The sequence below is a fragment of the Enterobacter cloacae complex sp. SHL012 genome (assembly GCF_049237505.1).
GTDB lineage: Bacteria > Pseudomonadota > Gammaproteobacteria > Enterobacterales > Enterobacteriaceae > Enterobacter > Enterobacter kobei.
On record NZ_JBMKIZ010000004.1, the window covers coordinates 337,248 to 352,504 of the forward strand.

The 15,257-nt window shown below is 49.7% G+C and carries 18 protein-coding genes, 1 tRNA gene and 1 pseudogene; 14 read left to right on the forward strand and 6 right to left on the reverse strand.

Annotated elements, in window-relative coordinates; genetic code table 11:
* Positions 1-69: 69 nt before the first annotated feature.
* From trpS to ACOTY9_RS16135, 9 genes and pseudogenes are all read left to right on the forward strand, one after another.
* The gene (gene trpS / locus ACOTY9_RS16095; RefSeq protein WP_348565807.1) at positions 70-1,071 is read left to right on the forward strand and encodes a tryptophan--tRNA ligase; all 1,002 of its coding nucleotides are present in this window, start codon (positions 70-72) and stop codon (positions 1,069-1,071) included.
* Between the two features lie 251 nt (positions 1,072-1,322).
* Entirely contained in the window at positions 1,323-1,805 is a 483-nt protein-coding gene (locus tag ACOTY9_RS16100) for a hypothetical protein (RefSeq protein WP_348565808.1), read from the forward strand.
* 3 nt (positions 1,806-1,808) lie between these two features.
* Positions 1,809-3,383: pseudogene (locus ACOTY9_RS16105) on the forward strand (S-type pyocin domain-containing protein).
* Between the two features lie 8 nt (positions 3,384-3,391).
* Positions 3,392-3,649: a colicin E3-like toxin immunity protein gene (locus ACOTY9_RS16110; protein WP_193042009.1), complete on the forward strand. Its 258-nt coding sequence runs from the start codon at positions 3,392-3,394 to the stop codon at positions 3,647-3,649.
* A 116-nt stretch (positions 3,650-3,765) separates the two neighbouring features.
* The gene (locus tag ACOTY9_RS16115; RefSeq protein WP_421637387.1) at positions 3,766-3,888 is read left to right on the forward strand and encodes an HNH endonuclease signature motif containing protein; all 123 of its coding nucleotides are present in this window, start codon (positions 3,766-3,768) and stop codon (positions 3,886-3,888) included.
* A gap of 1 nt (position 3,889) precedes the next feature.
* On the forward strand, positions 3,890-4,138 hold the full coding sequence (locus ACOTY9_RS16120) for a bacteriocin immunity protein (protein WP_348565810.1): 249 nt from the start codon (positions 3,890-3,892) through the stop codon (positions 4,136-4,138).
* Between the two features lie 86 nt (positions 4,139-4,224).
* Positions 4,225-4,278 carry a hypothetical protein gene (locus tag ACOTY9_RS16125; RefSeq protein ID WP_154051877.1) on the forward strand — a complete coding sequence of 18 codons (54 nt, stop codon included), beginning with the start codon at positions 4,225-4,227 and terminating at the stop codon, positions 4,276-4,278.
* The gene (locus ACOTY9_RS16130) at positions 4,274-4,441 is read left to right on the forward strand and encodes an HNH endonuclease signature motif containing protein (RefSeq protein ID WP_348565837.1); all 168 of its coding nucleotides are present in this window, start codon (positions 4,274-4,276) and stop codon (positions 4,439-4,441) included. Before ACOTY9_RS16125 ends, ACOTY9_RS16130 begins: the two co-directional genes overlap by 5 nt.
* A gap of 1 nt (position 4,442) precedes the next feature.
* Positions 4,443-4,691, forward strand: a complete 249-nt coding sequence (locus tag ACOTY9_RS16135) for a bacteriocin immunity protein (protein WP_348565811.1) — start codon at positions 4,443-4,445, stop codon at positions 4,689-4,691.
* An 89-nt stretch (positions 4,692-4,780) separates the two neighbouring features.
* Here ACOTY9_RS16135 and ACOTY9_RS16140 read toward each other — a convergent pair whose 3' ends face one another.
* Entirely contained in the window at positions 4,781-5,254 is a 474-nt protein-coding gene (locus ACOTY9_RS16140; RefSeq protein WP_348565812.1) for a SymE family type I addiction module toxin, read from the reverse strand.
* Between the two features lie 402 nt (positions 5,255-5,656).
* Here ACOTY9_RS16140 and ACOTY9_RS16145 point away from each other — a divergent pair, with 402 nt between their 5' ends.
* From ACOTY9_RS16145 to ACOTY9_RS16155, 3 genes are all read left to right on the forward strand, one after another.
* Entirely contained in the window at positions 5,657-6,670 is a 1,014-nt protein-coding gene (locus ACOTY9_RS16145; RefSeq protein ID WP_348565813.1) for an HNH endonuclease, read from the forward strand.
* On the forward strand, positions 6,670-7,257 hold the full coding sequence (locus ACOTY9_RS16150; RefSeq protein WP_348565814.1) for a class I SAM-dependent methyltransferase: 588 nt from the start codon (positions 6,670-6,672) through the stop codon (positions 7,255-7,257). Before ACOTY9_RS16145 ends, ACOTY9_RS16150 begins: the two co-directional genes overlap by 1 nt.
* Before the next feature lie 220 nt (positions 7,258-7,477).
* A complete protein-coding gene (locus tag ACOTY9_RS16155; RefSeq protein WP_348565815.1) occupies positions 7,478-8,659 on the forward strand; it encodes a phospholipase D family protein in 1,182 nt (393 codons plus the stop codon).
* A 13-nt stretch (positions 8,660-8,672) separates the two neighbouring features.
* Here the strand turns inward: ACOTY9_RS16155 and ACOTY9_RS16160 are convergent, their stop codons facing one another.
* The 5 genes from ACOTY9_RS16160 to rraB all read right to left on the reverse strand — a co-directional run bounded on the left by ACOTY9_RS16160 (position 8,673) and on the right by rraB (position 13,946).
* Positions 8,673-11,504, reverse strand: a complete 2,832-nt coding sequence (locus ACOTY9_RS16160; RefSeq protein ID WP_421637382.1) for a DNA methyltransferase — start codon at positions 11,502-11,504, stop codon at positions 8,673-8,675.
* 267 nt (positions 11,505-11,771) lie between these two features.
* A tRNA-Leu gene (locus tag ACOTY9_RS16165) sits at positions 11,772-11,856 on the reverse strand.
* Between the two features lie 106 nt (positions 11,857-11,962).
* On the reverse strand, positions 11,963-12,685 hold the full coding sequence (locus ACOTY9_RS16170; protein ID WP_348565817.1) for a topoisomerase II: 723 nt from the start codon (positions 12,683-12,685) through the stop codon (positions 11,963-11,965).
* A 30-nt stretch (positions 12,686-12,715) separates the two neighbouring features.
* Positions 12,716-13,474, reverse strand: a complete 759-nt coding sequence (miaE, locus tag ACOTY9_RS16175) for a tRNA isopentenyl-2-thiomethyl-A-37 hydroxylase MiaE (protein WP_348565818.1) — start codon at positions 13,472-13,474, stop codon at positions 12,716-12,718.
* 46 nt (positions 13,475-13,520) lie between these two features.
* Positions 13,521-13,946: a ribonuclease E inhibitor RraB gene (gene rraB, locus ACOTY9_RS16180; protein WP_014882320.1), complete on the reverse strand. Its 426-nt coding sequence runs from the start codon at positions 13,944-13,946 to the stop codon at positions 13,521-13,523.
* Positions 13,947-14,045: 99 nt separating this feature from the next.
* Between rraB and argL the strand changes: the two genes are divergently transcribed.
* Both argL and argF read left to right on the forward strand, forming a co-directional pair.
* Positions 14,046-14,141, forward strand: coding sequence for a putative translational regulatory protein ArgL (gene argL, locus ACOTY9_RS16185; RefSeq protein ID WP_213014371.1), 96 nt, complete (start codon positions 14,046-14,048; stop codon positions 14,139-14,141).
* On the forward strand, positions 14,111-15,115 hold the full coding sequence (gene argF, locus ACOTY9_RS16190; protein WP_023331910.1) for an ornithine carbamoyltransferase: 1,005 nt from the start codon (positions 14,111-14,113) through the stop codon (positions 15,113-15,115). The genes argL and argF overlap by 31 nt, the downstream gene beginning before the upstream one ends.
* The last annotated feature ends 142 nt before the right edge of the window (positions 15,116-15,257 follow it).

Consider the following 15,257-nt stretch of genomic DNA (forward strand, 5'->3'; position numbering starts at 1 on the left):
GATAGCCGCCGAAAGGCGGCTTTCTCACATCTAAGACCCCTTTCGGCAACTGCACATTAAGGAGTCTTTATGAACGCACCAACCATCCTCACCGGCGACCGCCCAACCGGCCCGCTGCACCTCGGCCACTTCGTCGGATCGCTGCGCCAGCGCGTGGCGCTCCAGCAGACGCACAACCAGTTTGTGCTGATTGCCGACCTGCAGGGGCTGACCGACAACGGCAGCAACCCGCAAAAAATCCGCGACAACATCCCCGAAGTGCTGGCCGACTACCTCGCCGCGGGCATCGACCCGAACCTGACCACGATCTGCCTGCAGTCCGCCCTGCCCGCCCTCGCCGAGCTGACGATGCTGTATATGAACATCGTCACCGTCGCCCGCGTGGAGCGTAATCCGACGGTGAAAAACGAGATTGCGCAGAAGGGCTTTGCCCGCTCGCTGCCGGTCGGGTTTATGGCCTACCCCATCAGCCAGGCGGCGGACATCACGGCGTTTAAGGCCGAGTGCGTGCCCGTCGGCGACGACCAGCTGCCGATGATTGAGCAGACCAACGAGATTGTGCACAAGATGAACAGCCTGCTGCCCGCCCCGGTGCTGCGCCACTGCAAGGCAATGCTGAGCGACACCAGCCGCCTGCCCGGCATCGACGGCAGCGCCAAGATGTCGAAATCGCTGGGCAACACGCTGCACCTTTCGGCCAGTGAAGAGACCATTCATCGTGCGGTCAGCGCCATGTACACCGACCCCAACCACCTGAAGGTTAGCGACCCGGGGCAGATTGAGGGGAACGTGGTATTTACCTACCTCGACGCGTTTCATCCGGACAAGGCGAAAGTAGCGGCGATGAAGGCGCACTATCAGGCGGGCGGACTGGGTGACCGGGCGTGCAAGAACGAGCTGGAGGGGTGTTTGCAGGAGCTGATTGCGCCGATGCGGGAGCGGAGGGCGATGTATATGCAGGACAAGGGTGAACTGATGGCGATGCTGAAGCGCGGGACGGAACGGGCGCAGGGGGTGACGCAAGTGACGTTGAGGGAGGTGAAGGTTGGGCTGGGGGTGCCGGTGTTTTAAAATAACGTCATGCAGCGTATATATTCAAATAATACATGCGCCGCATAATATTATTTATCGGCAATTCAGCGAATATTACATTTATTATTAACAGGAACCATTACTACCCCTTCTTTAAAAGATGACCAATATCAATCTGGATATTTATTTCGGAATTTAGCCCGGCTTATTAACCACTTTATGACTATTCGCCATACAGTCTAAAACCTAGCATGGCTGCATTTACTCTTCTGACCCTACCAGGAATTGTTATGCAGCTTTACACCAATGAATTCACCGCTGAGTTAAAAGCGGAAATAGATCGTTCGCCTTTTTCCGATGAAGAACTGGCCGCCATGCCTGAGGACGCGCGCGCCATCATTGCCGAACAGGAAGCTTTTCATCGACAACATCCCGTCACCGCCATCTGGCGGATCGCCACGGCTGGCAGCCAGACCCGACTGGGCGGCGTTGTTCTTCCCGTCGAACGTGAAGCCACAATGCTTATGGACGATGGGAGTTACACCAGCGTGATTGTCGAAGGAGACTGTGTGGCCTATCCGGATGGAACCCTCGCCACGATTATGACCTCAGCAGGCGAAGCGTTTTCCTGGAGACGTCAGGGCGTTGCGCTGGTCGGCAGCCTTCTTGATAACGATGACGAGATTATCAGCACACCGCTCGGCAGTATTTATCTGGTCACCCGCGAAGGTATTCCACCTCAAGAGGATTTCTTAACCTGGCCCGGAGAATAGGCCATGGGCTACCGTTCCACGAACTACGGCCGCGGTCAGGCGCTGCACGGCGACAGAACGACCACCGGCGCAATATGCTGCAGCACCCTGCCCAACTGCACCGAGCATGGTCGCGGCGTTATCCGCGTTGGCGATAAAACCACGGCATGCCCTAAATGCGGCAAGCAGGGCGTTGTTGCAGACGGCGAACCCCGCGTTAACTGGATGGGGCAAACCTCAGCCGTCGATGGTTCTGTCGTCATTTGTGGCTGCCCGCACGGAACCAACCGCGTGATCGCCCCATCGGGAGAGTGGCTCGGCTCCGGTCCTTCTCCGGAAAAGATCGCACAGGAAAAGCATCAGGCCATGCTCGCAGCGCGCCGTAAAGAGGAAGAGGCCCAAGCACAGCGACAAGCAGAAGAACGCGATCGCAACCGGGTCTTTGCGAAATCCTGCCTGCGCGGTGAAGGCTGTAACGATGCAGGCACCGGAAGCGAGCCGCACACCAACTTCGCCGAGATGGCATTTTACCAGGCCATGCCCAACGACACCGCGCAGCACGCTCAGGCAGCAAAGCGTAAGGCGATTCCAAAGCCAAAGCAACGCAGCGCGCTTTATCTCTGGTGGAATGGACATCACGAGGAGATGGACTATCAGGCTGCCGTTGCAGCCGAAGAAAGGGCCTGGACCGCGCGGAACGCGATAGCCGATGCCAGCGAACTTACCCTGGTTGGCGGGCGCACAATCACTCCTGGCACCTGGGCCGTGCGCGGTGCCGCACTTGGCGAGATAGCGACGGGAGGCCTTGGTGCACCTGTTGCAGGGCTGCTCATGGGGATGTATCCCGGCAAGCTGAACGATGGCGAGCAGGATTTTATCGACAGGATGCGCGCCGAACAGATGCGGGAAGCCCCTACCCGCGTTCGCTTTACCTGGGAGGACGACGCCAGCGGTAACCCGACACCACGCGGCTGGCATACGCCGCCGGGCAAAGACAGCGTGCGCGTACGCACGATGGAGTGAGATAGCCGACGCCAGGCATACACCTTTACCACCGAAGAAAACCCCGGCATCACCCTCATCTGGACACCGGACCGCACCGGAGAGAGTAAGCCATGGGATACGGGCAATCAGAGCCCGGTACGGATACCGAACCCGGTTGTGGTTGATCCGCTGCCGGAGGATACGGGGATGGGTGTGACGACTAGCCCGACACCGGAAGAGAAGACGTTTGCGGATTATATTCTGATTCTGCCGGTGGGCGGGGTGCCGCCGATTTATGTCTATCTCAGCGGGAGACGTCGCAGTGGATTACCCGAAGATGGACATGATTATCATCAGGCACCTAAAACCAGCGAAATTACAGGATTAAGGGGTTTAAGAGAGGTGAAAGCGAAAACGCCCAAGCAGGGTGGTAGTGGTAAAAGGGCAAGATGGGTTGATTCGAAAGGACGAAGAATATATGAATGGGATTCTCAGCATGGCGAACTCGAAGAATACAGAGCTAGTGACGGCGAGCATCTCGGCGCTATTGATTATAAAACTGGTGAAATTTTGAAACCTGCCGTAAAAGGTAGAAATATTAAATCTTATTTATGAGGCTTATTATGGGATTAAGATTAAGATTACAGTGGTATGATAAAGAAACTGAGTTAGGTGAAGGAAATGAATTTTCTTCAGATTTTGGCGATGATGCTCAGATCATGACAAAAGATCTTGGCCTACCAACTAAGGGGAACGTTAATAATGGTTTTTTTGATGTTGAACCCGAATGGATACCCATTCTCCAACCCCACTTCTTACATAAAATAACCCCCACTATTTATGACTATCAGGTTTCTTTTGACTATAGGGATAAATGGTGAGAGGCATTGCCCGATAATCGTATCGGGCATACTAAAAATCTCCGTCAAGATGAAAAAGATCAATCAAAAAATTCAGAGGTGATCCTCTTCCCTTATCCCTACAATATATAGAGTCGATAAAAAAACGGTTTGAGACACATCACATTAATCCTATAAGTCAGGGTGGTGCTGTATATGTTCTAGATAATATGAGCATAACAACTCCTAAACATCACATTGATATACATCGAGGAAATTAGGATGAAAACCATCAGCGATTATACTGAAAAAGAATTTTTAGACTTTGTAAGAAAAATTTGCACTGCCGCAGGTGATACAGAAGAAGAAGGAAGTTTGTTGGTTTTAAATTTTGAACGTCTTTCTGAACATCCTAATGGATCTGATGTTATTTTTTATCCAACGAAAGGTAAAGATTACAGTCCAGAAGGTATTGTTAGAGAAGTGAAGGAATGGCGCAGAGAAAATGGAAAATCCGGATTTAAGGAATAACAACCAATAACAATGTCGCGCTTTCGGGCGCGGATTGTATGCAAAAAAACTCAAAAGGATAAAAGCATGAAAAATTAAGCGATTACATTGAAAGTGAACTTCTATCTTTAGTACAAAAAATATGCTCTGCCGATTATTAAAGGAAACGCCCCTTTCACATGCACACCTGACTCGGTTGGAAAAAGAGAACGTTATGAAATTCATAACATACAACCTATCAGTCAGGGCGGCAAGGTGTATATCGTTGATAATATGGGAATAACCACTCCAAAACATCACATCAAAATTCATAAAGGAGAGTAATATGAGACTGTTAAGTGATTACACAGAAGAAGAATTTTTAGAACTGGTACGCAAAATTTGCAATGCGGACGCACCAACTGAAGAAGACGAGAATCGATTGGTTAGAGAATTTAAACGACTTATCGAGCACCCCGCAGGCTCTGACCTGATTTTTTATCCTGAAGAGGGTAAAGATTATAGTCCGGAAGGCATTGTTAGAGAAGTTAAGGAGTGGCGTAAAGAAAATGGTAAATCCGGATTTAAAGAATAACAATCTTTGAGACTCACTAATACGGGCATGGAATGGCATGCCCGTATCGTTTTATTGCTCCAAAAATACGTTAGGTAGGAAGCCAGAAATTACTCAGGCATCGCTTGCCCAATTCCTCGCTTCACAACGGGTATATCGCCGGTATCATTCAGCCCCCCCGGAAAGGTCTTCAACCACTGCGCGACTTTGTGCTTATTTATATTCACCACACTCATACCTTCCAGGCATCCCCATAATTCTCTTGTATGCTGGGGTGTAATCACAATGCAGTCTTTCATGGCGCGGATTTTTACGGGCATACCGTTGATAAAGCCCGCACGGGTTAGCCAGTCACCGCTCAGAAGAAGGTATTTCATGTCTATACGCGCATACAGTTCGCAGCAGGCGGCACTGTCCTGCGGCGTTTCCGCGCGGGGATGGACGGGCGCCGCGTTAGGCGGGTTGCCATGAAGACGGCGGGCGCTGTTTTTGCGTACCAGCTCGCGGTTTTCAATCATGCCGGTGAAAGCGTCTGATTCTGTTTTGCAAACGGTAAACTCTGGCTTAAAATTCGTCGCAGCCATTTTCAACTCCTCGATAGTTGGTTGTGGTTAGCGGTATGGGGGTGTTGCAGCACCTTCATATCGCGAATTCTCTCTTTAAATATTCTTCAATATTTCCTTTGCCGTTCGGCGTAATTTCTGGTGCTCATTATACAGGGCTGAATATAAATACAGCGGTTTTGGGTGGGGTAAATTTAGAATTTGCGAGGGGGATTCAGGAAATAGTGTTGGGCGTTTTTTAATTACAGAGGCGACAATGCTTTGCCTGAGAATCACTCCATCTCACCTCTTCCTTCCCTCTCAGACCTCTCAAAATTCATCAAATCTATAGATTAACGATTTACATCACCCTGATTTTGTTATGTGATCCTGTTACAGGCTTTAGTAACGCCCTGCCCAGCCAACCGTAACAGGACTTCATCGATGGAATTTTATCAGGCCGATCCGACGCTTGAGAACTACTGGCGTGGTGTGATCCTCTTTGGAAGGAACGTCGCATCTTACAAATTTGCACTGGCGTCTGCCTTGTATGAAGTGGATAAGTCAGGTAGCGATTTGATAACGCTAGACCAGCTTGCCGTGCCGTTCAGCCGCTATCTTTGCGATCACCTGAGGCATGCGCCAAAACAGATCACCTCACGCAGCAGTCAATTTCTGGAAACCTGCCTGAAGTTCAACCGAGGTGAAATCACCCACGCTCAGCTCATTGAAGCGACGGTGCGCCTTGGCTTTAACAACGTGATTGATGCCTTTCACTACGTGAACCAGGGCGAGATCGATAAACGCTTTTTTCTTGATGAACGCAAAACCAACAACGGGATCCGCCTGACGGACAACTTCTATTTACTGGGCGAACGCCTGCAGTATAAAAACCTCGCCTTTGAAACCAATGCCCGCTGGAACCTGGTAGAACAGGCCTGGTCGATGGGGATTTCACGTAACCTTGTCGGCGTGGAGTTCGACGAAGATAATCAGCTATTGTTCACGAGGGTAAATGCGCGTCGCGTAGATATCACCAGCTGTCGCGACAGCCTGAATGGGTACCAGAAAGGACGGTGTTTTTACTGCTTTAAACCCATCAGCCTGGTTCCGGGAGACGCAGCACTGGCGGACGTCGACCACTTTATTCCCTGGGCTGCCCGCAAAGAAGTGAGCAATATTAACGGCGTATGGAACTTAGTGCTGGCCTGTCGGTGCTGTAACCGTGGCGTTGAAGGCAAGTCGGCACGCATTCCCGATCTCAGGCTCCTGCAGCGGTTGCACATCCGCAATGAGTATTTTATTCAGAGCAAACTGCCGTTGCATGAGACGATTGTTCTACAGACAGGGCAACGTCCTGAAGCACGGAAAAGCTTTCTTCAGCGTAACTGGCAGGCTGCGCTGGACAAACTTATCCATACCTGGAAACCCAACGCGGAAGGCGAGGCAACGTTTTAATGACACTTCACTACTATCAGAACCACGCACAGGATTTCTTCGATGGCACGGTCAATGTCGATATGGCCTCGCTCTACGAGTCCTTCACGCAACATCTGCCTCATGGTTCCCGGGTTCTGGATGCGGGCTGCGGTTCAGGTCGGGACACAAAAGCCTTTCATGAGATGGGTTATCAGGTGGATGCTTTTGATGCCTCTTCCGCGATGGTGGAACTGGCAAGGCAACATTCCGGGTTACCCGTGCAGCTGATGACGTTTTCGGAGATCGCCGGTAAAGCACAGTACGATGGGATCTGGTGCTGTGCCTCTTTGTTGCATGTCCCCTCTTCTGAGTTGCCTGCCGTGATGCAGAAACTTGCGGATACGCTTAAGCCTGGCGGCGTATGGTACGTGTCCTTTAAGTATGGCAACGGTGAACGCGTGCAGGGTGAAAGACGATTTACGGATATGGATGAAGAGGGATTGCAGGAGTTGCTGAAGGCGGTTCCGGGGATAGAGATAGCTTCGCTGTGGGCGACTCAGGATAACCGCCCGGACAGGGATGAGAGATGGCTAAATGGGATATTAAGAAAATGGGCGCCTTTATGAGGATTTCCTTGATTTAAAAAAGGTATCACTTACTTCTCGTTGTGTTAGTCGATGGAGGAACAGGCCACCAGTCTTGAGACGAGTCTACTTATGCGTTTTGGATCACACTAATAATTTAATATATCTAAAAGTAATCGAAAAAGCTCTGAAAAAAGCGGATACTCAGCTAAAATATCGAATTTATTAATGTAAGAATAGGCTAAATATTGTAAGGGATAACATGCCAAAAGTAAGTTTTATTACACCGTTGGATCAACCTAGTGGCTCTAAACGTTTACTGGACATTTTGCGTACAGGTCTCAAAGATCCGCATTTTAATCAACTACGCATAGTCACTGCATACGCGAAATCTGGCCCTTTACTACGTCTTAAGTCAGATATTGAGACCTGGTTAGCTTCTGGAAACTCCCTTTGCGCTATCTTAGGAATTGACCAGCAAGGTACCAGTAAAGAAGCATTAACAATAGCAGCCGATTTGTGTAAAGAGCTTTACATAACTCGTGAGAATGGGATTACATTTCATCCCAAAATTTATTTATTTGATGGCCCAAAACATGCAAAAATAATTATCGGCTCTAATAATCTTACCGTCGGTGGCACTGAAACTAATTTTGAAAGCTCGGTAATTTTAGACTTAGTTTTACCTGACGATAATAGTATTTATACTGATTTAGACACAATGTGGAATAAGTTATTACCTCATTCATGCGTTGCAACTAAAGCAGTTGAACAAAAATTATTAGATGAATTGGTAGCTAATGGTGCTGTACTATCTGAATTAGATAAACAAGCACGCGCCAAGTTGACAGGAAACTATCCGGCGGCTCCGAGAACCGGCCTGATACGCAAACCAGCAAGTCCACTTCCGACATCCATAATGAAATCGCCTAAATCTAAGGCGACAGCAATTATGGGGCAACCACAATCCTCACAACAGGTAGTTGCAGGATTAATTATACAAATTAAACCTCATCATAATGGTGAGATATTTTTAAGCAAAATTGCTGTGCTTCAGAATCCAAGCTTTTTTGGCTGGCCATTCAAGGGGTCGACAATACCTAAGAAAGTAGGTAATCCTGCATATCCACAAAGAACCCCCGACCCAGTAGTGAACATAAATGTATATGGCTCCACTACGACACCGACACTAACGCTTTCTAATTATAAACTCAATACGGTATATTATTCTACTAAAGAGGAAATCAGGATCACAGCATCGCCATTAGTATCTCAAGTGCCAGAATATTCAATAATGGTAATGATGCATGGTAATAGCGTTGGTATCGATTATGAGATAAGCATTTATCGACCGGACAGCCCACAATATACTTACTGGTTAGTTGCTTGTAACCAGTCAATGCCTGGTGGTGGAAAAAAAGCAAGAAAGTTCGGCTGGTTTTAAACCAGCCTCACAATTATGGTTTCCTAAGTCTAAGCACAACATTTTTGACAATAGCATTTTTAATATGCCTGAAATTTTCAGTTGTAACTGATATATCGATTCTTTCTACTACAGCCATACCCTGTGAACAAGCTATTTCTTCAATCAAGTCTGTACAAGGGATTAATATAGTTTTTCCGTTAATTGTCGTTTTATTATCTCCAATGACAATCATCATTTCTCCACCTGATCGCAATAACCGTTTGGCTTGGCCAAGAGCAGCAGACATGTCAAGAAGATATCGCACCATTAGTGCTGGCATATTACGTTTTCTGAATCCTGCAGATAAATCACTTTCGAGTTCATTCTGCATTGTTGAAATAAATTTTTGTGAACCAGAAGGCAGTACCTCGCTGAGTTCAACCTGCTCTAATCGTCGACGTTCAGCCGTACTTATTTCTCGGCTTCCAATTAACCCATTTTCAACGGGTTTCCTATCAGAGCTCTTTAAACCCATTATGAAAAGCAGAGATAGTCGATCGGTATCGATATATGGCAAAGCGGTCCCATAAGGTGGACTAGTTAACACAAGGTCCACACTACCAGGCTCAAGTCCTAATTTCGTAAATGTATCAGATTTTCTATTATCTCCTTCTGTAATTACAGAAGGTAGGAAGGCCTGCGGGGCATTATTTCGTATTTTCCAGAATTTCTCTATCCGATTAAACTGTTCCTCTAATTTGTTCAGAAAGAGACCAAGTACATCAGCATCAGTAAGCGGTTCAGACCGATAGCGGATACGAAGATCTGTGGGTTCTTGATTTGAAACCTCACGAATAATACTGCTCAAAATTACTTCGAGAAAATCTAGCATTACTCCAGCACTGACTCTTCGCAGAAGCCCTAATAGCCAGTTTAGCTTGAAAGCTATAGGGGATGAAAACCAGCGAAGAATTTCTTCACGGCAACTTTCATCTACAAAATCAAGGTGCTGAGGGAAATTTAAAGGTGGGCTAGTGAGAAGTTCCCGAACATTCAATACAACTTCACGTACTGTATCTGGACTCAGCTCTAAGACACCAAGCTTCGCTCGTGATATCTTAGCTGCCAGTGGATTCATATCACAGCCAAAGGTACGATAGCCATTCAAATATCCTTCTAACAAGGTTGTTCCGCTACCACAAAATAAATCCAATACTGTAGCACCGGGTCCAAACCCACTAATATTTAGTAAACTTTTGGCTAACTGTGGATAATACTTCCCTTTGTATGAATGAATCCCATGAGTAACATATTTGGGATCCTTCCGTGTAGTTGAACGCCACGCTTCGCCATTCTCCAAAACAGCTTGCCATGTAGGCTCAACATTTCCACCTTCCAATTGAACACTATGCGAAAAAGCCGCACGCTTGTACATACTCCGATCTTCTTCAAATGAAGGAAGACGAATATCTAAAGAAGGATCTGCATCACCTTGTTTAAGGCCAACCTCTCTGAGCCTTAACTCTTCCTCATATGGCCATAGCTTATATGGCGCTGGAGATATTTGAATGAATGTCGGAGTAACTTTGCGTCGTAAAACCAATATATGTTCAGAAGTCGCACGCCTGCCTGCATGTGAGAATGATCTCTTCACTGCGTGAATAGCTCGATCAACAATAGTACAAGCTTCAAAACCTAAACTATCTGCACGCTCATAAAGAGCATCAGCTGGATCATATGTCTTTTTATCATATACAGAATCTCCAATTACCAGCGCAGCATATCGGCCCGGCTTTAAAGCACGGTGCATAGTTGCTAAAGCTGCTTCCATATCTTCAAGGTAACTTTCGAAACCGCTCGATTCTCTCTGATGTTTTAAGTGAGAACCAATTTCTACATGCCCTAACGCAATAGGATCAAAACCCAGCCATAACAAACGGAAACGGTGGTAAAGATGGTAGTCTGTCGCATTTCCATACGGAGGTGAAGTCACGACTAGGTCCGCAATTCCATCAGGAAGCTTTTCTTTACCAATCAGGCGAATATCATCACATAAGAATTGTGATAGCCCATACCGGGTTGCAGCCTCATTCTTTTCCACAGACTTAACTACTGCTGTAAATTCTCGTAAATATCTTCGTAACGTTTCACCCATGGGAACTTCACGTGGAACACTTTTATAACGTGTTTCTGAATCTTGAAAAGAGGCTTTAATTACAATTCTAGAAAGCGCAACTAAGGCTATATCTTGACTAGTGCTGTTCAGCTCATTTATATAAGCTTTAATTAAGCACAACTCTGCGTATGCAGTCTCTGCAAACCATTTATCCTGATTGACGATCTTTGGTGCATGAGAAGAATAATTGTTAATTAAAGAGGAAGGTGAGAGACTCCCCCCTTCAAGATGAGTAAGTAGCACCGAATGATGGGAATTGAGTGCCTTAAGAGTTTCAGGTTCAAGTCTGGCAGTTTTAACTCGACCAATGAGGGCAGAGAGTGGATTAGCATCGATACTAATTGCCTTACGTCCTAACTTAACTGCTTCAAGTGCTGTAGTTCCGCTCCCACCAAATGGATCAAGCACTGTTTCCCCGCGTCCGCTCAGACGTGATATTAAGCCGTGCGGAAGTTGTGGGATAAACTTAGCGGGATATGGATGTATGTCATGGCCCGGCAGGCGAGTATCCACTTCGGTGAAGCTCCAATCAATAGCTCCCAGCTCATGAGCAACCTCCCTGATTGGCCTCAGATGAAGTGCTGGGTCATTATTTATGACTTCCATCTCCGTCAAATTAGCATTGTGTACAGCTTTTTGTGTTGGCATATAATGGGGACTCTCAATTTTTAGTTCTGGGATTTTATCAAAATCCCAGAATTGATTCAATTATACAATTAGGTAACATTCTAGGGAGATATATTGTTGTTTCATAATTGAAAATCTTCACTAAGAACTCTAGTGAGTATCCCTTCAAGAGCTCTGTGTAGGTAAAAAAATTATCGAACGAGGCAATACCACATCAGTAAGTTGATGTAGATTGAATCTAGTTGACCCATATTGACTTCTGTTGAAAGGAAAATCGCGGAAAGCCATGTGTGGCGCGGATTTCAGACAAAAAAAAGCCGCCTTTAAGCGACTTTGATTTGCATCTTTTGGTGCCGAAGGCCGGACTCGAACCGGCACGTATTTCTACGGTTGATTTTGAATCAACTGCGTCTACCGATTTCGCCACTTCGGCACTGAAGGGGATGCGGAAACGTTGTGGATTATACCTGTCGCGCGCCGCCATGCAAGCGACGACGCGCGAAACCCGCGCTAAGTGCCCAAAAAACCAGCGCCCTTCGTCACTCCAGCTCAGACACCGCCAGCCGAATCACCCCTGCCGCCTTCTGCTCCGGCAGCGCCAGCACCTTCGCCCACATGTCCTGCACCATATCGCAGGAGAGCTTCTCTTTACCCGCCGCCTTCTCCGGCATCTGCAGCAGCTGGATGTCCTCGCCGTACTTATCGGCAAGCGCCTTCATAATCGGCCGCACATCCTCGACAGCCGCCTCGCGTTCGGCCGTGGTCACGGTGTGGCGGTTTTTGCCGTAGGCCGCGCGCATCATGTCGGCGTCGGCCTGCATACGCCGCGCCATCAGGTCTTTATCCAGCATGCGCATCGGGTTGATGCCGCCCTTCACCATAGGGTAAAGAAAGCGGAAGCAGGCGTCGTCGCTCACCTTCTGGATGGCGGCGGTCTGCTCCATGTTGATGGTCATGTAGTTCACCACGTTGGCGTCCGGGGCGTTTTGCAGGCGCGACATCTGCAGATGCAGGATCTGAGGCTGGATGGTGTCGATAATCTGCTGCTCCGGCTCGCCCGCTTTTTGCAGGGCGGCCATCTGGTCGAGGATGCGCTGATGCAGCGCAGGCTCCTGCTCCTTAATCACCTGCCAGGCGGGCATCGCGTTAAGGGCAGCATCCATCTGCTGTTCAGGCGCGCGCTGCCTGTCGAAGAACACCCAGAACGCCACGGCGGCAGCCGCGACGACGACAATCACAATACGGGTCCACGTTTTATTCATCTCGCATCCTTATCCTTGCGTTATGCCGGTTTACACCGGCACGCCGCTGTGGAAGCGAAACTCGTGGTCCGGTGTCGAGATAAGTGTGGCTTCAATTTCGCCAAAATGCTGTATGCGCGGTGAGATATCGTCGTCGCTCACCTGTTGGGCCAGCGTCAGGTAGTCCTGATAATGGCGCGCTTCCGAGCGCAGCAGCGAGAGATAAAACTTTTGCAGGTCATCCTCGAGGAACGGGGCCAGCGCGGCGAAGCGTTCGCAGGAGCGGGCTTCGATGTAGGCGCCGCAGATGAGTTTGTCGATCAGCGTCAGCGGTTCGTGGGTGCGCACTTCTTTAAGCATCCCTTTGGCGTAGCGGCTGGCGGTGATTTTGACGTACGGAATGTCGCGGGCCAGCATCGCCTCGCGCACCTGCCAGAAGTGGTGCAGCTCCTCTTTAATCAGCAGCACCATGCTGTCGATGAGCGCCTGTCCCCACGGGTCGTCGGTTTTGGGCATCACGCTTTTGCCAATCTGCTTGTGCAGGGCGATGAAGTCCGGCTCCGGGCCGTCGCGGAAGGTGAACTGTTCGTAGGGCTTGAGCCAGTCGAGCAGCGCGTCGGCACCGCTTTCGTCGGCGACGTATTTACGCACGAGTAATAGCGCGGTCTGGGCGGCCTTGAGCTCGCACACCATGTGGTCGGTGAGCAGCAGCGGCAGGTTTGCCGGGTCGCGGGCTTTATCAATCCATGCTTGCGGGGTCGGGCACTGAAGGAAGTTGAGTACGGGGGCGAGTATCTGCGGGTAATCCATGGTTCTGCCTTGAAAAAGCGGTGGCGCGCGCCACCGCCTGAAACGCTTAGTGACGCACGCCGTCGTCGTCTTCGTCGACGTAATCTTCGTCGTCGCCTTCTTCGCCGTCTTCACCGTTCGGATCTTCGAAGTAGGTTCCCCAGCCGTCGTACTCCACCTCAAACTTCTCGGCCAGGTTCATCAGCTGTTCTACCTGCGCGTCAATCAGCTCCGCCTTCAGCGCGCCCTCGCTCAGGATGTCGCAGCAGATGACGGTGTCGCCCTCTTCCACTTCCAGCTCTTCCGGCTCGGTCACTTCGTAACCCAGCTTGAAGGCTTCCACCGCCATTTTTTCCAGCGCGTCGAAATCATCCGCAGAGAAATGGTGCTCGATGGTGTACAGCGCGTCCGGATCGCTACCGTCTTCCAGCAGCTCTTCAATAATCAGACGCGTCTCTTCGCGTTGCTCTTCCAGGTGTTCCGGGTTTGCCATGGCTCAATCCTCTTTAAAGTGCGGCAGATACTTCTATTTTCACACACGGACGGGTTTGCCTCCACCTTTGTAAGAAAGAATTGTGAAACGGGGTTGCAAATGAATAATTACACATATAAAGTGAATTTTAATTCAATAAGTGGCGTTCGCCAGGCGAGGATAAAATGTCCGATTTGTACAAGAAACACTTTCTGAAATTGCTCGACTTTACCCCTGCACAGTTCACTTCTCTGCTGACTCTTGCCGCACAGCTCAAAGCCGATAAAAAAAAGGGCAAGGAAGTACAAAAGCTTACTGGTAAAAACATCGCGCTCATCTTCGAAAAAGACTCGACCCGTACACGATGCTCTTTCGAAGTTGCCGCATTTGACCAGGGCGCACGCGTCACTTATTTAGGGCCGAGCGGCAGCCAGATTGGGCATAAAGAGTCAATTAAGGACACCGCACGGGTGCTCGGGCGGATGTACGACGGCATTCAGTATCGCGGCCACGGCCAGGACGTGGTCGAAACGCTGGCGCAATATGCGGGCGTGCCGGTGTGGAACGGCCTGACCAACGAGTTCCACCCGACGCAGCTGCTGGCGGACCTGCTGACCATGCAGGAGCACCTGCCGGGCAAGGCGTTTAACGAGATGACGCTGGTCTACGCGGGCGATGCGCGCAACAACATGGGCAACTCGATGCTGGAAGCGGCGGCGCTGACCGGGCTGGATCTGCGTCTGGTGGCCCCGAAAGCCTGCTGGCCGGAAGAGAGCCTGGTAGCGGAGTGCAGCGCGCTGGCGGAGAAGCACGGCGGCAAAATCACCCTGACGGAAGACGTAGCGGCCGGCGTGAAGGGCGCGGACTTTATCTATACCGACGTGTGGGTGTCGATGGGCGAAGCCAAAGAGAAGTGGGCGGAGCGGATTGCGCTGCTGCGTGGGTATCAGGTGAACGCGCAGATGATGGCGCTGACCGGCAACCCGAACGTCAAGTTCCTGCACTGTCTGCCGGCGTTCCATGACGACCAGACCACGCTCGGCAAGCAGATGGCGAAGGAGTTCGATCTGCACGGCGGGATGGAGGTGACGGACGAGGTGTTTGAGTCGGCGGCGAGCATCGTGTTCGACCAGGCGGAAAACCGGATGCATACGATTAAGGCGGTGATGGTGGCGACGCTTGGGGAGTGATCCTCTCTCCACATTATTGATTCGGTGCGCTCTTCTTGCCGGGTGACGCTGCGCTTAGCCGGCCTACATAACCCGTAGGCCCGTGCAAGCGAAGCGCCGCCGGGCAAATCAAGCCTGCTCAATTGATTTTTCACCCCAAAAA

Excerpts from the sequence above, each read along its gene's own strand:
- ACOTY9_RS16140 (WP_348565812.1), bottom strand. The coding sequence starts at position 5,254 with ATGGCTGCGACGAATTTTAAGCCAGAGTTTACCGTTTGCAAAACAGAA.
- ACOTY9_RS16150 (WP_348565814.1), top strand. The coding sequence starts at position 6,670 with ATGACACTTCACTACTATCAGAACCACGCACAGGATTTCTTCGATGGC.
- argL (WP_213014371.1), top strand. The coding sequence starts at position 14,046 with ATGAATAATTACACATATAAAGTGAATTTTAATTCAATAAGTGGCGTT.
- ACOTY9_RS16135 (WP_348565811.1), top strand. The coding sequence starts at position 4,443 with ATGAGACTGTTAAGTGATTACACAGAAGAAGAATTTTTAGAACTGGTA.
- trpS (WP_348565807.1), top strand. The coding sequence starts at position 70 with ATGAACGCACCAACCATCCTCACCGGCGACCGCCCAACCGGCCCGCTG.
- ACOTY9_RS16110 (WP_193042009.1), top strand. The coding sequence starts at position 3,392 with ATGGGATTAAGATTAAGATTACAGTGGTATGATAAAGAAACTGAGTTA.
- ACOTY9_RS16120 (WP_348565810.1), top strand. The coding sequence starts at position 3,890 with ATGAAAACCATCAGCGATTATACTGAAAAAGAATTTTTAGACTTTGTA.
- ACOTY9_RS16170 (WP_348565817.1), bottom strand. The coding sequence starts at position 12,685 with ATGAATAAAACGTGGACCCGTATTGTGATTGTCGTCGTCGCGGCTGCC.
- rraB (WP_014882320.1), bottom strand. The coding sequence starts at position 13,946 with ATGGCAAACCCGGAACACCTGGAAGAGCAACGCGAAGAGACGCGTCTG.
- miaE (WP_348565818.1), bottom strand. The coding sequence starts at position 13,474 with ATGGATTACCCGCAGATACTCGCCCCCGTACTCAACTTCCTTCAGTGC.
- ACOTY9_RS16100 (WP_348565808.1), top strand. The coding sequence starts at position 1,323 with ATGCAGCTTTACACCAATGAATTCACCGCTGAGTTAAAAGCGGAAATA.
- ACOTY9_RS16145 (WP_348565813.1), top strand. The coding sequence starts at position 5,657 with ATGGAATTTTATCAGGCCGATCCGACGCTTGAGAACTACTGGCGTGGT.
- ACOTY9_RS16155 (WP_348565815.1), top strand. The coding sequence starts at position 7,478 with ATGCCAAAAGTAAGTTTTATTACACCGTTGGATCAACCTAGTGGCTCT.
- argF (WP_023331910.1), top strand. The coding sequence starts at position 14,111 with ATGTCCGATTTGTACAAGAAACACTTTCTGAAATTGCTCGACTTTACC.